This is a genomic window from Rouxiella sp. S1S-2 (genome assembly GCF_009208105.1).
Taxonomy (GTDB): Bacteria; Pseudomonadota; Gammaproteobacteria; order Enterobacterales; family Enterobacteriaceae; genus Rouxiella.
In genome coordinates this window covers 4,202,440-4,219,516 of the sequence record NZ_WFKL01000001.1, presented here as the reverse complement: position 1 = coordinate 4,219,516, position 17,077 = coordinate 4,202,440, and the positions used below count along the sequence as shown (strand labels likewise).

Below are 17,077 nucleotides of genomic sequence, written 5' to 3'. Positions count from 1 at the left end.
ATAGCATAGCTGATAAGCGGCAAGGGCAACAACACCCAGCGCTGTGCCAGAGGCTTTTTATCCTGATCTGCTGAGGATTATTTTTCGGACAAAGCGGAAACTGTGGTCTGCGTCCGCCGCTTTCAGGGATTAGTGACTAAAATAAAGTGAAGAGCTGCAAAGTGAAAGCGTTGTTTTAGGTGTGAAAATCGCACGAAAGGAGAAGTTATGAATAATGAACAGCAGGACTATCGCCAACTGATGGCGTCATTGACGGAGCGCCTGCGCGGCGGTGAACGCGATATTGACCTGTTAGTGCGCGATGCACGGGAAAGCCTGAAAAGCGAAGGCAATCTGACACCGACCGAAATTGACCGCCTGACACTGTCGGCAAGACGTGACCTGCAGGAGTTTGCCCGTATCTACGGTGAGTATGCGCCAGCACACCGAGCAGCAGCAAAGCCGCCGGAAACGGACAGTGGCGATGAAGACAGCGTATTTATGCGAGTGATAAAAGAGAGCCTGTGGCGCGAGTTGGCTGATATTACTGACAAAACGCAGTTGGAGTGGAAAGAGGTGTTTAAAGACGTAAACCATCACGGCGTCTATCACAGCGGTGAAGTCGTGGGACTCGGCGATTTAATCTGCGAGAAGTGCCATTTTCAGCTGTCGGTTTACACGCCTGAAATTCTGACGAAATGTCCAGAGTGTGGTAATGACGAGTTTACCCGCCGAGCGTTTGAACCCTAAATCTCTTTCTTTCCTGGCGCTACAGCACGTGCTGTAGCGCCAATGATAGGGGCGATTGGGAATTAATGTAAAATTTTGGCTAGGAAGTCGCGTGCGCGGTCAGATTCTGGATTATTAAAGAAGTCGTCTTTATTACGATCCTCAACAATTTTTCCTTCATCCATAAAGATAACGCGGTTTGCCACTTTGCGGGCAAAGCCCATCTCGTGAGTCACCACCATCATGGTCATGCCTTCGTTCGCAAGCTCGACCATAACGTCGAGCACTTCGTTAATCATTTCCGGGTCAAGCGCCGAGGTCGGCTCATCAAACAGCATGGCGATAGGATCCATGCACAGCGCACGGGCGATAGCCACGCGCTGCTGCTGTCCGCCAGAAAGCTGACCGGGGAACTTGTTGGCGTGCGCAGAAAGGCCAACGCGCTCGAGAAGTTTGAGGCCTTTTTCTCTGGCCGCGGCTTTATCACGCTTCAACACTTTAACCTGCGCCAGGGTCAGGTTTTCAACGATCGACAGGTGGGGGAACAGCTCAAAATGCTGGAACACCATGCCGACTTTTGCACGCAGTTGGGCAAGGTTGGTTTTTTTATCATTAACCGGCGTACCGTTCACCAGAATCTCGCCTTTCTGGATAGGCTCCAGCCCGTTAACGGTTTTGATAAGCGTTGATTTGCCTGAACCAGAAGGACCGCAGACCACCACCACTTCACCTTTCTTAACTTCAGTACTGCAATCGGTCAGCACCTGGAAGTGACCGTACCACTTAGAGACATTTTTCAGCGAAATCATGAAAGGGTCCTTTTCTTCAAATAGCTCACCAGCAAAGAGGCAGAGATGCTGATAACAAAGTAAACAAATCCGGCAAACAGGATCATTTCGACCTGCGTTCCGTCACGCTCGCCGATATTGGTTGCCGTGCGGAAGAAGTCCGCCAGGCTCAACACGTACACCAGCGAAGTATCCTGGAATAATACGATGGCCTGAGTCAGCAGCAGCGGCACCATGGCGCGAAACGCCTGAGGCAAAATAATCAGCTGCATCGACTGCCAGTGGGTCATACCGAGTGCCAGCGCGGCGGAAGACTGTCCGCGAGCAATACTTTGAATACCGGCGCGGATGATCTCGGAATAATAAGCCGCTTCGAACAGCGCAAAGGCCACCATCGCGGATATCAGACGAATATCGGTTTTTGGCGACAGGCCGAGCACTTTTTGCAGGAAACTTGGCACCACCAGATAAAACCACAGCAGGACCATAACCAGCGGCACGGCGCGGAACAGGTTAACGTAAATGCGCGCAAACCAGCTGATAGGCTTGAAGCTCGACAGGCGCATTACCGCCAGCAGCGTTCCCCACAGGATGCCAAAGACGATAGCAATAGCGGTAATTTCGAGAGTAATCACCATGCCGTTAAGCAGGTAGGGCAGGCTGGGGACTACTGAACTCCAGTCAAATTGATACATAAATTATTTGCTCCCCATTGTGCCCGGCAGGCGAATCTTGCGTTCAACCTGTTGCATGATAAGCATAATGACCGCGTTGATGAGGACGTAAGCCAGCGTGATGGCGGCAAAAGACTCGTAGGCATGGGCGGAATAGTCGAGCAGTTTGCCCGCCTGTGCCGCCATGTCGACCAAGCCGATGGTGGAGGCAATCGCCGAGTTTTTTACCAGGTTAAGCATCTCTGAAGTCAACGGCGGCACAATGACGCGATAGGCGTTGGGCAGCAGGACGTAGCGATAGGTTTGCGGCAGGGTCAGACCCATGGCCAAACCGGCAGCCTGCTGGCCGCTTGGCAGAGATTGAATCGCGGCGCGCACCTGCTCGCAAACGCGGGCAGCGGTGAACAAGCCGAGGCAAACCATGGAAGAGACAAAGAATTGAACGTTTGGATCCAAATCCTGTTTAAACCACATGCCGATATTTTCGGGCAGCAGCTCAGGTACCACTAAATACCAGATAAAGAACTGCACAATCAGCGGTACGTTACGGAAAAGCTCAACGTAACAGGTGCCAAGAGTGGAGAGAAAACGGTTCGGCACCGTGCGTAAAATACCGAACACCGAGCCTATGAAAAATGCAATTACCCAGGCGCAGAGTGAAAGTGCAATCGTGACCTGAAAACCAGACCAGATCCAGCCGAGATACGTGGTATTACCGAACGGGGCCTGTTCGAGAAAAATGCCCCAATTCCAGCCTGAAGACATAAAAAACTCCGATTATGGTGTTGCCTTGCCGAGTGATGACGTTACAGATGAGTGTTTCACTTTTTAAAAGAATTGCGGGGTGGGGAACGACCACCCCGCATTCTCCCTGCTGTTTCGCAGGTTCCTGTCCCTGTCTGTACTCTAGGACATCATCACTTCCCCTTTGCCTAGCCGCAGAGCCGATGGCACAGGGGATACTTCAGTGTTGAGTTACAGCGCTTTGTCATTAGGCGCTTTGAACAAAGCTTTCATGTCGTCGGACAGTTCAAAGTTCATGTTCAGATTTTTTGGAGGAATAGGTTTTTTGAACCAGGTTTCGAACCATTTGGTCGCTTCGCCTGAGGTTTCGGCAGTAGAGATGGTGTCATCAACCAATTTCTTGAACTCAGGATCGTCTTTACGCAGCATACAGCCGTAGGCTTCCTTCGACTGTGGCGTACCCAAAATGACCCAGTCATCAGGTTTTTTGGCTTTAGCACGTTCGCCGGCCAGCAGGGCATCATCCATCATAAAGGCCGCGGCGCGACCGGTTTCCAGCGTGCGGAATGAATCACCGTGGTCTTTGGTGCTGATGATTTTCATGTCCAATTTTTTGTCGTCGTTCAGCTTGTGCAGCAGAACTTCAGACGTCGTTCCTGAAGTGACAACCACGGTTTTGCCTTTCAGGTCTTCGAAATCTTTAATCGGCGAGCCTTTCTTAACCAGCAGGCGAGTACCGATCACGAAGATAGTGTCTGAAAAGGCCGCCTGTTGCTGACGCTCAACGTTATTGGTGGTTGAACCACACTCAAAATCGTAAGTGCCGTTTTGCAGCAGCGGGATGCGGTTCTGCGAAGTAATCGGCAGCATTTTTACCTGTAAATTAGGCGCGTTCAGCTTTTTCTTAACGGCATCAACGATGGCATTTGAAAAATCCTGTGAGTAACCCACCACTTTTTGCTCATTGTTGTAATAAGAGAATGGCACGGAAGATTCGCGGTGGCCGACAACGATCACGCCATTATCTTTAATTTTTTTCAGCGTACCAGTCAGTTCTTCGGCATGGGCTAGGCTACTTGCGGCGACACTTGCCAGCAGTACCGACAACACCAGTTTGCGCATTTGCATGGTCCAACTCCTTTGCTTAGTGATGGATCCTCCGTGAAGGATCAAATATGAATCCGGTAATAAATCTTTCGTAAACCCGCTCGCCGCTTAGTTCACAGCGATCTCTGCAATGAGAAGATAGCGTAATGTGAACAATGTGAAATCATTATGTTTCTTTTTTGAGACTAAGCGCGCACCAAATCCAAGCAACCAGCGGCTGTTGCACTGTAATGGTGACCGTTTATTCATCAAAATGTGTCAAAACGATGCAGCGAGCCAATATACGTTTATAAATAAGATATCTTTCAACAAGATGTAGCAATATACATGCCAGTTGAGCACATTAGCCGAATTTATCGTAAGCCGGTGGTGTTAAGCAGAGTGAATAAAAATCCTGAAAAGGCGAGGGAACTGGAGCCTGAATTTTGGCAAAGGATGATGCCGCACTTAAAACAGGCAAGGGCACCGTTAAGTGCCCTTGATAAGGAGTTTGTATAGCGTATAGGGACTAGTTTTTGCGGCGACCCAATGTAAAGGCGGCAATGGCAAACAGCAGGGTAAGGATCCACACCGGCCATACGCCCAGTCTTGCATACGGCGTGATGCCCTGTGTTGGCGTAACCTTAACATCCAGTACTTGGCGGGTGAACTGCGGTATGACGGCAATCACATTACCTTCTGCGTCAATGGCACCGGTGACCCCATTGTTAGTACTGCGCAACAACGGACGACCCAGTTCAACGGCCCGCATACGTGCCATCTGGAAGTGCTGCCACGGACCAATTGAATGACCAAACCAGGCGTCGTTCGAGACAGTGAGCAGTAAATTGGTATCAGGACGGAAGTTCTCCCGCACCTGTTCACCTTCCACAATTTCATAGCAAATTGCAGTAGTGAAGTTCAACCCGGCTACGTGCAGCGGCGGCTGAATATAATTACCGCGGCTGAAAGAGGACATCGGCAAATCAAAGAAGGGCGCAAGTGGACGCAGTAATTCTTCCATTGGCACAAACTCACCGAAAGGCACGAGGTGATATTTGGTGTAACGGTTTGGATCCGGATAGCGATACTGCTCGGGGCCGCCCAGAGCAATCACGCTGTTGTATGTTTTAGCACCGGCTGGAGTGCGCTGGTAGTCAACAATGCCGGTTATCAGCTGGCTGTTATGCGAGCGAGTCAGGTCATCCATCATAGTCAGGAACTGCTGCTGGTCTGACTCGATATCCGGAATAGCCGACTCAGGCCAAATTATGATTTTTGCCTTGCCGAGATAGGGACGCGATTCGTCGAGATAGGCCTGCAGCGTTGAGATAAGCGCTTTCGGATCCCACTTCATTGACTGCGGAATATTTCCTTGCACCATCGCAATGTCGACGGTTTTGTCAGTCTGAGGTGTAAACCAGTGGATCTTCTGCAGCGGCCAGGGCAATAGTAGCATAGCTGCCGCAATGACTGCCGGTACAGCCTTGCGCTGATGCAGGGCATAAACCAGCAACCCGCTGAGCGACATCATCACAAAGGTGATGGTTTCAACACCGCCAAGCGGCGCCAGACCTTTTAGCGGACCATTGATCTGGCTATAACCGAACTGCAACCACGGGAAGCCGGTAAGCACCCAACCACGTAAAAACTCAGTAACCTGCCACAGGGCGGGCGCGGCGAGTGCCAGGCGCCACCAGGTGGTTTTTGGCCACAGCTTGGCCAGCAGGCCGGCAAATAGCAGGGTGTAGAGCGACAGATAGACCGCAAGCAGCGCGACCAAAAACAGGTTTACGGCTTCCGGCATACCGCCAAAGGTCGCGATACTCACATAAACCCAGTTAACGCCGCTGCCAAACAGCCCCAAACCCCAGCAGAATCCCAGCAACGCAGACTGGCCTGGGCGTCGGTCAAGCGTGACCAGCAACAGGCCAAACAACGAAATAATGGCCGCGGGCCAAAAATCATAGGGGGAGAAAGAGAGTGTGCCACAGGCACCAAACAGTATCGCCAGCAGGCCTCTCACCCGCTGACGTTGATACATACCCATCATATTTCACACCACAGATGCGTTGGCTTCACTCTCTTACCCCAGTTACTTACCTGGGTAAGCTCCTGAGGATGCGTTCCTTTACCGCCTTCCTGTGACACGAAATCTATTGGGTATAAGAATCTTGTTGCCATGAATAAATTATTCTTCCAGTTTCGGTTGCGGCGCATCGTCCGGGATTTTTACGTGAACCTGAATGATACGGCGGCTATCGGCCATGGCAACTTTGAATGAGTAACCGTCAATGTCGATAGTTTCGCCGCGGGCCGGGAGGTGCCCGAATGACTGCATAACCAAACCGCCGATAGTATCGACTTCGTCATCGCTGAAGTTGGTGTTGAACACTTCATTGAAATCTTCGATAGGCGCGAGTGCGCGAACGGTATAGGTGTGTCGGCTGAGCTGGCGGATGTCGAGGTCTTCTTCGTCATCGTATTCGTCTTCAATTTCACCCACGATCAGCTCAAGAATGTCTTCAATGGTTACCAGACCGGAAACACCACCAAATTCGTCAACCACAATGGCCATATGATAGCGCTGGGAGCGGAACTCTTTCAGCATGCGGTCAACGCGCTTGCTTTCAGGCACTACCACAGCGGTTCTTAGCACTTTATCAATGCTGAACGGCTCTGATTCCGTGCGCATAAATGGCAGTAAATCTTTTGCCATTAAAATGCCTTCAATATGGTCCTTATCCTCGCTGATGATTGGAAAACGCGAGTGAGCCGATTCGATAATGACGTCGAGGCACTCTTCGATGGGCTGATTGCGTTTTAGAGTAATCATTTGTGAACGAGGGATCATGATGTCGCGCACGCGCTGCTCGGCGATATCCATCACGCCTTCCAGCATGTCACGGGTATCGGGGTCGATCAGATCGTTTTGTTCGGAATCACGGATCAGCTCAACCAAATCGCCACGGTTTTTGGGTTCACCGTGAAATAACTGGCTGAGAATAAGGGAAAAGAAGCCCTTCTTGGGACTGGGGCTGTCGCTGTTTTGTGGGTGGTCATCGCTCATGGCGTTGGGGTGGTATTCTCATAGTAAGGAAAAGTTAGTCATTGACGTTACGGCATCGCGGCAGCGTCAATGACAAGGGTCGAGATGCACTACTGTGTTTCTAACTCATTTAGTTACGTTCGTCGAGCAAGAGCACGCGTCAAATAACTATTCATCAAGTAAAAGATAAGGGTCCGGATGACCAAGAGATTGCATGATTTCAATCTCGATGGCTTCCATCTCTTCAGCTTCTTCATCAACGATATGGTCATACCCTAGCAGATGCAGGCTACCGTGGACAACCATATGGGCCCAATGCGCATTAAGCGCCTTGTTTTGCTCACGTGCTTCGAGCTCAACCACCTGCCGACAGATAACCAGGTCACCGAGCAGAGGAAGTTCCATGCCCGGAGGGGCTTCAAACGGAAAAGAGAGCACGTTGGTGGACTTGTCTTTACCGCGATAAGTCATGTTCAACTCTTGGCTTTCCGCTTCGTCGACAATGCGGATAGTCACTTCCGACTCTTCCTGAAATTGCGGAAGAACGGCTTCCAGCCACTGCTGGAAGTCGCTTTCTGCCGGTAAGCCTTCACTGCTCTCACTGGCAATCTGTAAATCTAAAATAACCTGATGACTCATGTATTGCTCTGTTCCGGGGTGGGTTGGGCAGTATACTGCTGTGATTCGTGCTTGCGCTGTTTGGCAACCTCGTCGCGGCGTTTCTGGTCTTCTTCTTCCCAGGCCTCATAGGCGACAACGATGCGCGCAACGACCGGATGACGAACAACGTCTTCGCTGTGGAAGAAATTAAAGCTCAGCTCTTCAACGCCAGAGAGTACTTCAATTGCGTGCCGCAGGCCCGACTTTTGGTGACGCGGCAGGTCGATTTGTGTCACGTCGCCAGTAATCACCGCCTTGGAATTAAAGCCGATACGTGTCAGGAACATTTTCATCTGTTCAATTGAGGTGTTCTGGCTTTCGTCCAAAATGATAAACGCATCGTTGAGCGTACGGCCGCGCATGTAGGCCAACGGCGCAACTTCGATCACGTTACGCTCAATCAGCTTCTCGACTTTTTCAAAGCCAAGCATTTCAAACAGTGCGTCGTACAGCGGACGCAGGTATGGGTCGACTTTCTGGCTCAGGTCACCGGGCAGGAAACCGAGTTTTTCACCGGCCTCGACCGCGGGGCGGGTCAGCATAATACGACGCACTTCCTGGCGCTCCAGCGCATCGACCGCTGCCGCAACGGCCAGGTAGGTTTTACCTGTACCAGCAGGGCCAATACCAAAGGTAATATCGTGGTCCAGAATATTAGCGATATACTGCGCCTGATTCGGCGTGCGCGGTTTAATCATGCCGCGCTTGGTTTTGATAATCACCGCTTTGCCATAATCGGGCACGCTCTCGGCAGTTTGCTCCAGTACGCGGCTCTCTTTAATCGCCAGATGAATCTTCTCGGGATTAATGTCCTGCGTTTCGCCGCGCAAAGGGGCAGTGTCGACGTACAGGTCGCGTAGAATGTCTACCGCGGCTTCTACTACCAGGTTCTTACCTACCAGTTTAAAGGCGTTATCACGACGATTGATCTCTATGCCCAACCGACGTTCCAGTTGTTTGATGTTGTCATCAAACGGGCCGCACAGACTCAGCAAGCGCTGATTGTCTTCCGGCTCCAGCAAAATCTCTTGTGTTACAACGTTCAAACTATTCCTCTGGGCCGCTCTGGACCTGTTGAAGGTGTGTCTCGACAGTTTCTCTCTGACTTCTGCTCTATAAAGTAATAATACATGCGCTTGGCAAAATATTCCCAGTGCCTCACGTGCTGTACTAAAGAATATGCGGCCTATCTCGTAAAAATAAAGGGCGCATCAGCGCCCTTATGCACTAGAGGGTAAAAATTAGGGCTGATAGATGCTAACGCCGGTCTCGTTTTCTTTGCGAGTGCGGGTGATGATTGCCTGAGGTGATTCATGCATGCGCAACGCCATTTGATCTTCGGTGCGCACCACAATTCCGCGCAGGGAGTTGGTCATCACGTCAACGATTTCTAGATCAACGAATTTTCCAATCATGTCTGGCATCCCTTCGAAATTCACCACGCGATTATTCTCGGTGCGGCCGGTCAGCTCCATGATGTCTTTGCGCGAAGTTCCTTCAACCAGAACGCGCTGCACGGTGCCAATCATGGCGCGGCTGATACGCATCGCCTGCTGGGTGATTCGTTCTTGCAGTTGGTAAAGACGCTGCTTTTTCTCCTCGTCACTGACATCGTCCACCATGTCTGCCGCCGGTGTGCCGGGGCGGGCGGAATAGATGAAGCTGTAGCTGACGTCCATGTTGACATCGCTTATCAGTTTCATGGTCTGCTGGTGGTCCTCATCGGTCTCGCCAGGAAAACCGACAATAAAGTCGGAGCTGAAGGTGATACCGGGACGCGCCTTAAGAATTTTTCGCAGAGTCGATTTGTATTCCAAAACGGTATGCGCACGTTTCATCATAGTCAACACGCGGTCTGAGCCGCACTGCACGGGAAGATGCAGGAAACTCACCAGCTCTGGGGTATCTTTGTAAACTTCGATGATGTCGTCGGTGAACTCAATTGGGTGGCTGGTGGTGAAGCGAATCCGGTCGATGCCGTCAATGCTGGCCACTAAACGCAGCAGTTCGGCAAAGCTGCAAATCTCGCCGTCAAAGCCGGGGCCGCGATAGGCGTTAACGTTCTGCCCCAACAGATTGACTTCACGCACGCCCTGCGCGGCAAGCTGAGCGACTTCAAACAGCACGTCATCGCTCGGGCGGCTGACCTCCTCGCCGCGCGTATAGGGCACGACGCAGAAGCTGCAGTATTTGTTACAGCCTTCCATGATTGAGACAAACGCGGTGGGGCCATCGGCGCGCGGCTCCGGCAAACGATCGAATTTTTCGATTTCAGGAAAGCTGATGTCAACGATGGGGCTTTTACTGCCGCGCACGTGATTAATCATTTCCGGCAGTCGGTGCAGCGTTTGTGGTCCAAAAACGATGTCAACGTAGTGGGCGCGCTGACGGATCAGTTTGCCTTCCTGCGAGGCCACGCAGCCACCAACGCCGATGATCAAGTCAGGATTGGCTTTTTTGAGTATTTTCCAGCGACCCAACTGGTGAAATACCTTCTCTTGGGCCTTCTCCCGGATGGAACAGGTGTTGAGCAGCAGCACATCAGCCTCTTCGGCATTATCTGTCAGTTCAAAACCGTGCGTGCTGTTAAGTAAGTCTGCCATTTTAGATGAATCATACTCATTCATCTGACAGCCCCAGGTTTTTATATGCAGTTTTTTCTTCATCGGCATGCCATTACTTAAAAAGCGTTAAACAAAACATCCCTATAATTAAATTGGGGGATGCAGCCCAGGAGCCTATTGGTCAATCTTTTAGTTAACGTCGTGGTGGCGAATAGACTCTGCAGTACAGCCGGTGCATGAGTATGCGGGGGACCGGGCGGTGTAGCTTAGGGGAGACAGTGTAATCCCACATTAACTGAGTGGCTAGTGCGCTAAATCAGGTTGCGCCCTGATAACGGGTGAAAAATCCGGTACACTTCGCAAAATGCGCGTTTTGTATGAATCAACATTTAACGAAAAACAACGAAGAGCGAGATGGATACTGTCGAAACTATGAGCATCGAAAATAATACGGCACAGAACCCCTTTGAAGTCATCGTGGTCGGCGGTGGGATGGTCGGCGCAGCAACGGCAGTGGGATTTGCTCAGCAGGGGCTACGGGTGGCCGTTATTGAAGATAAGGCACCGCAGCTATTCGATAATGCCGACCCGATTGATCTGCGGATCTCTGCCATTGGTTGTGCCTCGGTTCGCCTGTTGCAGAGGCTCGGTGCTTGGTCTCAGATTGAACACATGCGTTATACGCCCTATCGCCGTCTAGAAACTTGGGAACAGCCTGGATCCGAGGTGCTGTTTGATGCGCACTCTCTGGGTTTATCCGAGCTGGGTTTTATGCTGGAAAACCGCGTTCTGCAGCTCGCGCTATGGCAGCAAATGCAGCAGTTTGAGAATCTGACGCTGTTTTGTCCCGACAAGCTCAAAAAACTGCAGCAGAATACCGATGAGAGTTGGTCGCTGGAGTTGGTGAGCGGCGAGCTGCTTAATGCGCGTCTTGTGGTGGCCGCCGACGGTGCAAATTCTCTGGTGCGTCAGCAGGCAGGCATCGGCATCGACGGTTGGCAGTACCGCCAGAATTGCATGTTGATTAACGTTGAGACTCAGTCACAGGATTTGGACGTGACTTGGCAACAGTTTTTCCCATCGGGACCGCGTGCTTTCCTGCCACTGTGGGGAAATCATGCCTCGCTAGTCTGGTATGACAGCCCGCAGCGTATCCGCCACCTGCAGTCGCTAAACATGCAGCAACTGACTCGAGAGGTTACCGCGGCCTTCCCAGCTCGTCTGGGGGCGATTAAGGCGCTTTCGTCGGGGTCTTTCCCACTGGTGCGCCGTCACGCCCAGCGCTATGTGTCATCGGGGCTGGTTCTGGTGGGCGATGCGGCTCACACCATTAATCCACTGGCCGGGCAGGGGGTCAATCTGGGCTATCGTGACGTAGAAGCGCTGCTTGACGTAGTGGCTGTAGCCAATGAAAAAGGTGAAGCCTGGTGGAGTGAGCGCGTACTGCAGCGCTATCAGCGTCGCCGCAGGGTTGATAATTTAATGATGCAAAGCGGCATGGACTTGTTTTATACCGCGTTTAGCAACAGCCTGCCGCCGGTTCGCCTGTTACGTAACCTGGCACTGATGGCGGCGCAGCGCGCGGGCAAATTAAAATCGAAGGCGCTGGAGTATGCACTGGGCCTGTAGGGGCCGACTTGTTAAGGCAGAGGAGTTGAATGCACAAGGGCAGTGGCTTCACTGCCTTTTTTATCGGCTAAAAATTCATTGATGATGAAACGCTAAAAAGCAAAAAGCCCGCCGAAGCGAGCTTTTCTAAATTTGGCTGGGGTGCCAGGATTCGAACCTGGGTATGCTGGTATCAGAAACCAGAGCCTTACCGCTTGGCGACACCCCAATGGTGTTTACTGCTTTATTCGTACTGCAAACGCTTTACTCATCACCACGAAGACTAAAATGGTGGCTACGACGGGATTCGAACCTGTGACCCCATCATTATGAGTGATGTGCTCTAACCAACTGAGCTACGTAGCCAATTTTAACTATCTACATCGTTAATGCAAGCTGTTTTTTACTGTTGTTATTCATTATAACTAATAAATTTCAAACAGTTAACAAGTTAAAAGTGGCTGGGGTACCTGGATTCGAACCAGGGTATGCTGGTATCAAAAACCAGTGCCTTACCGCTTGGCGATACCCCATCTTTTTACTTTTAAATTGTTTTTTTATTTTCACCGTGTTGTCCGAATAACAAGACCGTGAAAAAAATTGGCTGGGGTACCAGGATTCGAACCTGGGAATGCTGGTATCAAAAACCAGTGCCTTACCGCTTGGCGATACCCCATCCGTGCAAACCGAGTGAAATGGTGCGGGAGGCGAGACTTGAACTCGCACACCTTGCGGCGCTAGAACCTAAATCTAGTGCGTCTACCAATTTCGCCACTCCCGCAAACATGAAAGAATTGGTGGCTACGACGGGATTCGAACCTGTGACCCCATCATTATGAGTGATGTGCTCTAACCAACTGAGCTACGTAGCCGTATTCTTTCTGCTCAACCTTCATCGGCGTTGCGGGGCGCATTATGCGTATATGGCCGTTTTGCGTCAACAAGTTTTTTGCCAAAAAAGTCCTGACGGGGTCCATTTGTGTAGGTTATGACCACTCCGGCGATAAATTCAACAAAAGATAGTATTTTCAATTAATTTAAACATAAAAAAACGGGCCTCTTGAGGCCCGTTAGATTGATAACTTGTTGCTTATTTATAGGCAGATGCGTGAACGCCTACGGCACGACCTGATGGATCATTCATGTTTTTAAATGACTCGTCCCACTCGACCGCTTTCGGTGAAGAACAGGCCACAGTTGGGCCACCCGGTACGCATTCTGCCGCGCTTGGGATTGGGAACAGTTCTTCGAATACTGTGCGATACAAATACCCCTCTTTTGAGGTTGGGGTGTTGTAGGGGAAACGGAAATGCGCAGTTTCGAGCTGTTGGTCGGTTACCTGCTGCGCGGCCACTTCTTTTAAGGTATCAATCCAGCTATAGCCTACACCGTCAGAGAACTGCTCTTTCTGGCGCCACGCCACGCTTTTCGGCAGGTAGGACTCAAAACATTCGCGCAGAATGTGTTTTTCCATTTTGCCGTTGCCGCACATTTTGTCTTTTGGGTTGATGCGCATCGCCACGTCGAGGAATTTTTTATCCAGGAACGGTACGCGTGCCTCCACGCCCCATGCTGACATTGCCTTGTTGGCACGCGCACAGTCATACATGTGCAGCGCCAGCAGTTTACGTACGGTTTCTTCGTGGAACTCTAGCTCGTTAGGCGCTTTATGGAAGTAAAGATAGCCGCCAAACACTTCGTCGGCACCCTCGCCAGACAACACCATTTTAATGCCCATCGCCTTGATTTTACGCGACATCAGGTACATTGGCGTTGACGCGCGAATGGTGGTCACGTCATAGGTTTCGATGTGATAAATCACGTCGCGGATTGCGTCGAGGCCTTCCTGCACGGTGAAATGAATTTCATGGTGCACGGTGCCTAAATGGTTCGCTACTTCTTGCGCAGCACGCAGGTCGGGTGAACCTTCCAGGCCCACGGCGAAGGAGTGCAGCTGTGGCCACCAGGCTTCGCTTTGATCTTTGTCTTCAATACGACGACCGGCAAATTTCTTGGTCACGGCGGAGATAATTGAAGAGTCCAGGCCGCCTGACAGCAGTACGCCGTAAGGCACGTCGGACATCAGGTGGCTTTTAACGGCTTCTTCCAGCGCTTCTTTCAGCTCGACTTTGTCAGTGACGTTGTCTTTAACGTTGTCAAATTCGAACCAGTCTCGCTGGTAGTATTCAACGATTTCACCGTCTTTGCTCCACAGGTAGCTGCCAGCCGGGAACTCTTTAATGCTGCGGCAAACCGGCACCAGTGATTTCATTTCTGACGCCACGTACATGTTGCCGTGTTCGTCGTGCCCCACATAAAGCGGGATAATGCCCAGATGGTCACGGCCAATCAGGTAGGCATCTTTTTCGGTGTCATAAAGGATAAAGGCAAACATTCCCTGCAGTTCGTCGAGAAACGCTGGGCCTTTTTCCTGATACAGCGCGAGGATGACTTCGCAGTCGGATTCGGTCTGGAATGCGTAGCTTTCACCGAGGGCTGCACGCAGCGCCTGATGGTTGTAAATTTCGCCGTTAACTGCCAGAACGTGAGTTTGTGCTTCGTTGTACAGAGGCTGCGCGCCGTTGTTGACATCAACAATCGACAGACGCTCGTGACAAAGAATCGCTTTGTCGCTGGCATAAACGCCAGACCAGTCTGGACCACGGTGGCGCATCAAGCGTGACAGCTCAAGCGCCTTTTTGCGCAGCTCGACGGAATCGGTTTTAATGTCGAGCACACCAAATATAGAACACATATAACTCTCCCTAACGGCTTTTCTCAGGCGGTGATGTTGTTGTGCATTACCAGGTTTATTGGGCAGCGTTGCCGAATCCTTAAATGAGTGCGGACTTCGCTGCGTCTCTGATAATGAAAATGCGTAAAAGCGGCAACCTTTGCAAGCAATTTAGCGTTTGTATGAAAAATAGTTGGTTGACCCTCTGCGTTTCTTAGCGGATTGTCATTTTTATAGTCTTTTAATTGTCGAATCGGCAAAAAATGGCAGCCTGACGCAAGGTGCGCTAAAAAAGTGCAGTGAAAATTATCGCTTATGAAAAACGCCCGCTTTGAGGGCGGGCGTGTTTTTTAAACTCAGTGATAGGGATCAGATAATGTCGATATCAGCGACCGATGGATAAATATAGCTCGGGCGGAACGGCATATTTTCAACGTCATTGAGCGTTGAAACGCCGGTTAACACCAAAATAGTTTCAAGCCCGGCCTGGAATCCGGCCAGAATATCGGTGCGCAGGTTGTCACCGACGATCACCGTATCTTCAGAATGAGCCTGCATTTTATTGAGCGCCGAGCGGATTATCCACGGGCTCGGCTTGCCGACCACGAACGGCTTTCGGCCGGTAATTTTTTCAATCGGTGCACAAAGCGCGCCACAGGCGGGCACAAAACCGTGGCCATGATAGTCAGGGTTGGTAGCAATAAAACGTGCGCCATTGGCCACAAAGTAGGCTGCTTTATGCATCATGTCCCAGTTATATGACCGCGTTTCGCCGACGATAACGAAATCAGGATTAATGTCGGTAATCGTAAATCCGGCATTATACAGTTCGTGGATGAGGGCTCCTTCGCCAATCACGTAGGCCTTTTTACCTTCCTGACGTTTCAGGAAATCGGCGGTCGCCATCGCCGAGGTAAAAAAGGCGCTTTCGGGCACGTCTAATCCGGCCGAGGCAAAACGATTGGACAGGTCTTGCGCCGTCTGCGAAGGGTAGTTGGTGAGGATCACCAGCGGCATTTTCTGTTCCTGAATGCGCGCCAGAAAAAGATCAGCACCGGGAACCGGCGTGTTGTCATGCAGCAGTACGCCGTCGATATCACAAATTACATTTTTAATTGTCATGTTAACCTATTCTTTTCACGGCCAGACTTTTGCATCATTTATGCAACGGGTAGACACCCGCGGTCTTTAAGACAACGGGGCATCGAATTAAATCTTTTAAGCCTAATGAGCTGAGCTTTCCAACAGGCGCTGTAGCAGCACGCCGTTGAGCATTGCCCGCTTGACCAGAGCAAAAGCACCAATGGCTGAACGATGATTCAGTTCAGAGGTCACGATAGGCAGGTTTCGACGAAAATCTTTCAATACCTGAGTATTTATGCAGCTTTGCAGCGCCGGAAGCAGCACTTTCTCAGCCTCGGTTATCTCACCTGCTATCACCACTTTCTGCGGATTAAACAGGTTAATGGCAATAGCAATGCTTTTACCAAGATGACGTCCGACGTACTCAATGACTTCACAGGCGAGTTGGTCACCGCGGTTTGCCGCTTTGCAAATTGCGCCGATGGAGCAGTCATCCAGCGACAGTTTACTGGCATAACCCTGCGTGAGCAGGTTGCGCACGCGGTTTTCAATCGCTGAATTAGCCGCGATGGTTTCAAGGCAGCCAAAATTACCGCAGTGGCAGCGTTCGCCCAGCGGATCGACCTGAATATGCCCAATTTCACCGACGTTGCCGTTACTGCCAAGGAATATTTGGCCGTTTACCAGAATGCCTGCACCGGTGCCGCGGTGTAAACGAACCAAAATGGAGTCCTGACAGTCGCGGGTTGCACCAAAGTAGTGCTCAGCCAGCGCCAGACTGCGAATATCGTGGCCTACAAAGCTGGTAACTTTGAATTTTGCTTCAAGAATATCGACCAATTTCCAGTTGTGAACGCTGATGTGCGGCATGTAGCGCACGACGCCTTTTACGGGATCAACCAGGCCGGGAAGGATCACCGAAATGGCGATCAGTTCGCGGATTTTGCGTTGGTTAAGTTCAATAAATTGGGATATGGCAGAAACCAGCGCGTTTTCCAACGTCTCCTGCGTGCGTTCAGGCAGGGGATAATGTTGTTCAGCCAGAGGTTTGGCGCTCAGGTCGTAAAGGGTGAGGGTGGCGTCGTTGCGGCCCAAACGAACCGCCACGGTTTGAAACGGCCGCGTTTCAGTAATGATGGAAATCGCGCGCCGTCCGCCGGTCGATGCTTGTTGGTCGACCTCTTTAATCAGACCTCGTTCCAGCAGTTGGCGAGAAATCTTGGTCACACTGGCGGGTGCAAGCTGGCTAAGTTCTGCGATTTGAATTCGAGAAATAGGCCCTTGCTGGTCAATCAGGCGATAAACGGCAGCGCCGTTTAACTGCTTAACCAGATCAACGTTACCGATTTGTGCCTGCCCGCCTGTGTTCATTCATTACT

At 51.0% G+C, this 17,077-nt stretch carries 14 protein-coding genes and 6 tRNA genes; 2 read left to right on the top strand and 18 right to left on the bottom strand.

Annotation, left to right across the window (positions count from 1 at the left end; genetic code table 11):
• Positions 1–207 precede the first annotated feature (207 nt).
• Positions 208–729, top strand: a complete 522-nt coding sequence (locus GA565_RS19340) for a zinc ribbon-containing protein (protein ID WP_152200169.1) — start codon at positions 208–210, stop codon at positions 727–729.
• A 62-nt stretch (positions 730–791) separates the two neighbouring features.
• On the opposite strand, the gene GA565_RS19335 is transcribed toward GA565_RS19340, so the two are convergent.
• The 9 genes from GA565_RS19335 to miaB form a co-directional block, all read right to left on the bottom strand.
• Positions 792–1,517, bottom strand: coding sequence for an amino acid ABC transporter ATP-binding protein (locus GA565_RS19335; protein ID WP_055777179.1), 726 nt, complete (start codon positions 1,515–1,517; stop codon positions 792–794).
• Positions 1,514–2,191 carry a glutamate/aspartate ABC transporter permease GltK gene (gene gltK / locus GA565_RS19330; RefSeq protein ID WP_055777182.1) on the bottom strand — a complete coding sequence of 226 codons (678 nt, stop codon included), beginning with the start codon at positions 2,189–2,191 and terminating at the stop codon, positions 1,514–1,516. Before gltK ends, GA565_RS19335 begins: the two co-directional genes overlap by 4 nt.
• 3 nt (positions 2,192–2,194) lie before the next feature.
• Positions 2,195–2,935: an amino acid ABC transporter permease gene (locus GA565_RS19325; protein ID WP_055777184.1), complete on the bottom strand. Its 741-nt coding sequence runs from the start codon at positions 2,933–2,935 to the stop codon at positions 2,195–2,197.
• Between the two features lie 210 nt (positions 2,936–3,145).
• On the bottom strand, positions 3,146–4,042 hold the full coding sequence (locus GA565_RS19320) for an amino acid ABC transporter substrate-binding protein (RefSeq protein WP_152200167.1): 897 nt from the start codon (positions 4,040–4,042) through the stop codon (positions 3,146–3,148).
• A 487-nt stretch (positions 4,043–4,529) separates the two neighbouring features.
• Positions 4,530–6,053: an apolipoprotein N-acyltransferase gene (lnt, locus tag GA565_RS19315; RefSeq protein ID WP_152200165.1), complete on the bottom strand. Its 1,524-nt coding sequence runs from the start codon at positions 6,051–6,053 to the stop codon at positions 4,530–4,532.
• Positions 6,054–6,191: 138 nt separating this feature from the next.
• The gene (corC, locus tag GA565_RS19310; RefSeq protein WP_152200164.1) at positions 6,192–7,070 is read right to left on the bottom strand and encodes a CNNM family magnesium/cobalt transport protein CorC; all 879 of its coding nucleotides are present in this window, start codon (positions 7,068–7,070) and stop codon (positions 6,192–6,194) included.
• 147 nt (positions 7,071–7,217) lie between these two features.
• Positions 7,218–7,688, bottom strand: coding sequence for an rRNA maturation RNase YbeY (gene ybeY / locus GA565_RS19305; RefSeq protein WP_152200162.1), 471 nt, complete (start codon positions 7,686–7,688; stop codon positions 7,218–7,220).
• On the bottom strand, positions 7,685–8,755 hold the full coding sequence (locus GA565_RS19300; RefSeq protein WP_152200160.1) for a PhoH family protein: 1,071 nt from the start codon (positions 8,753–8,755) through the stop codon (positions 7,685–7,687). The genes ybeY and GA565_RS19300 overlap by 4 nt, the downstream gene beginning before the upstream one ends.
• A gap of 195 nt (positions 8,756–8,950) precedes the next feature.
• The gene (gene miaB, locus GA565_RS19295) at positions 8,951–10,375 is read right to left on the bottom strand and encodes a tRNA (N6-isopentenyl adenosine(37)-C2)-methylthiotransferase MiaB (protein ID WP_152200159.1); all 1,425 of its coding nucleotides are present in this window, start codon (positions 10,373–10,375) and stop codon (positions 8,951–8,953) included.
• Positions 10,376–10,687: 312 nt separating this feature from the next.
• On the opposite strand from miaB, the gene ubiF reads away from it, so the two are divergent.
• A complete protein-coding gene (gene ubiF / locus GA565_RS19290) occupies positions 10,688–11,902 on the top strand; it encodes a 3-demethoxyubiquinol 3-hydroxylase (RefSeq protein ID WP_152200157.1) in 1,215 nt (404 codons plus the stop codon).
• Between the two features lie 133 nt (positions 11,903–12,035).
• On the opposite strand, the gene GA565_RS19285 is transcribed toward ubiF, so the two are convergent.
• The 9 genes from GA565_RS19285 to GA565_RS19245 form a co-directional block, all read right to left on the bottom strand.
• Positions 12,036–12,110: transfer RNA gene (locus GA565_RS19285), tRNA-Gln, on the bottom strand.
• Between the two features lie 60 nt (positions 12,111–12,170).
• Positions 12,171–12,247: transfer RNA gene (locus GA565_RS19280), tRNA-Met, on the bottom strand.
• A gap of 92 nt (positions 12,248–12,339) precedes the next feature.
• A tRNA-Gln gene (locus GA565_RS19275) sits at positions 12,340–12,414 on the bottom strand.
• 68 nt (positions 12,415–12,482) lie between these two features.
• Positions 12,483–12,557: transfer RNA gene (locus tag GA565_RS19270), tRNA-Gln, on the bottom strand.
• A 20-nt stretch (positions 12,558–12,577) separates the two neighbouring features.
• Positions 12,578–12,662, bottom strand: a tRNA-Leu gene (locus GA565_RS19265).
• Between the two features lie 14 nt (positions 12,663–12,676).
• Positions 12,677–12,753 (bottom strand) — tRNA-Met (locus GA565_RS19260).
• 218 nt (positions 12,754–12,971) lie between these two features.
• On the bottom strand, positions 12,972–14,636 hold the full coding sequence (gene asnB, locus GA565_RS19255) for an asparagine synthase B (protein WP_152200155.1): 1,665 nt from the start codon (positions 14,634–14,636) through the stop codon (positions 12,972–12,974).
• 348 nt (positions 14,637–14,984) lie between these two features.
• Complete coding sequence (locus GA565_RS19250) at positions 14,985–15,737, bottom strand: HAD-IIA family hydrolase (RefSeq protein ID WP_152200154.1); 753 nt, start codon at positions 15,735–15,737, stop codon at positions 14,985–14,987.
• 102 nt (positions 15,738–15,839) lie between these two features.
• Positions 15,840–17,069, bottom strand: a complete 1,230-nt coding sequence (locus GA565_RS19245) for an N-acetylglucosamine repressor (protein ID WP_152200152.1) — start codon at positions 17,067–17,069, stop codon at positions 15,840–15,842.
• Positions 17,070–17,077 lie beyond the last annotated feature (8 nt).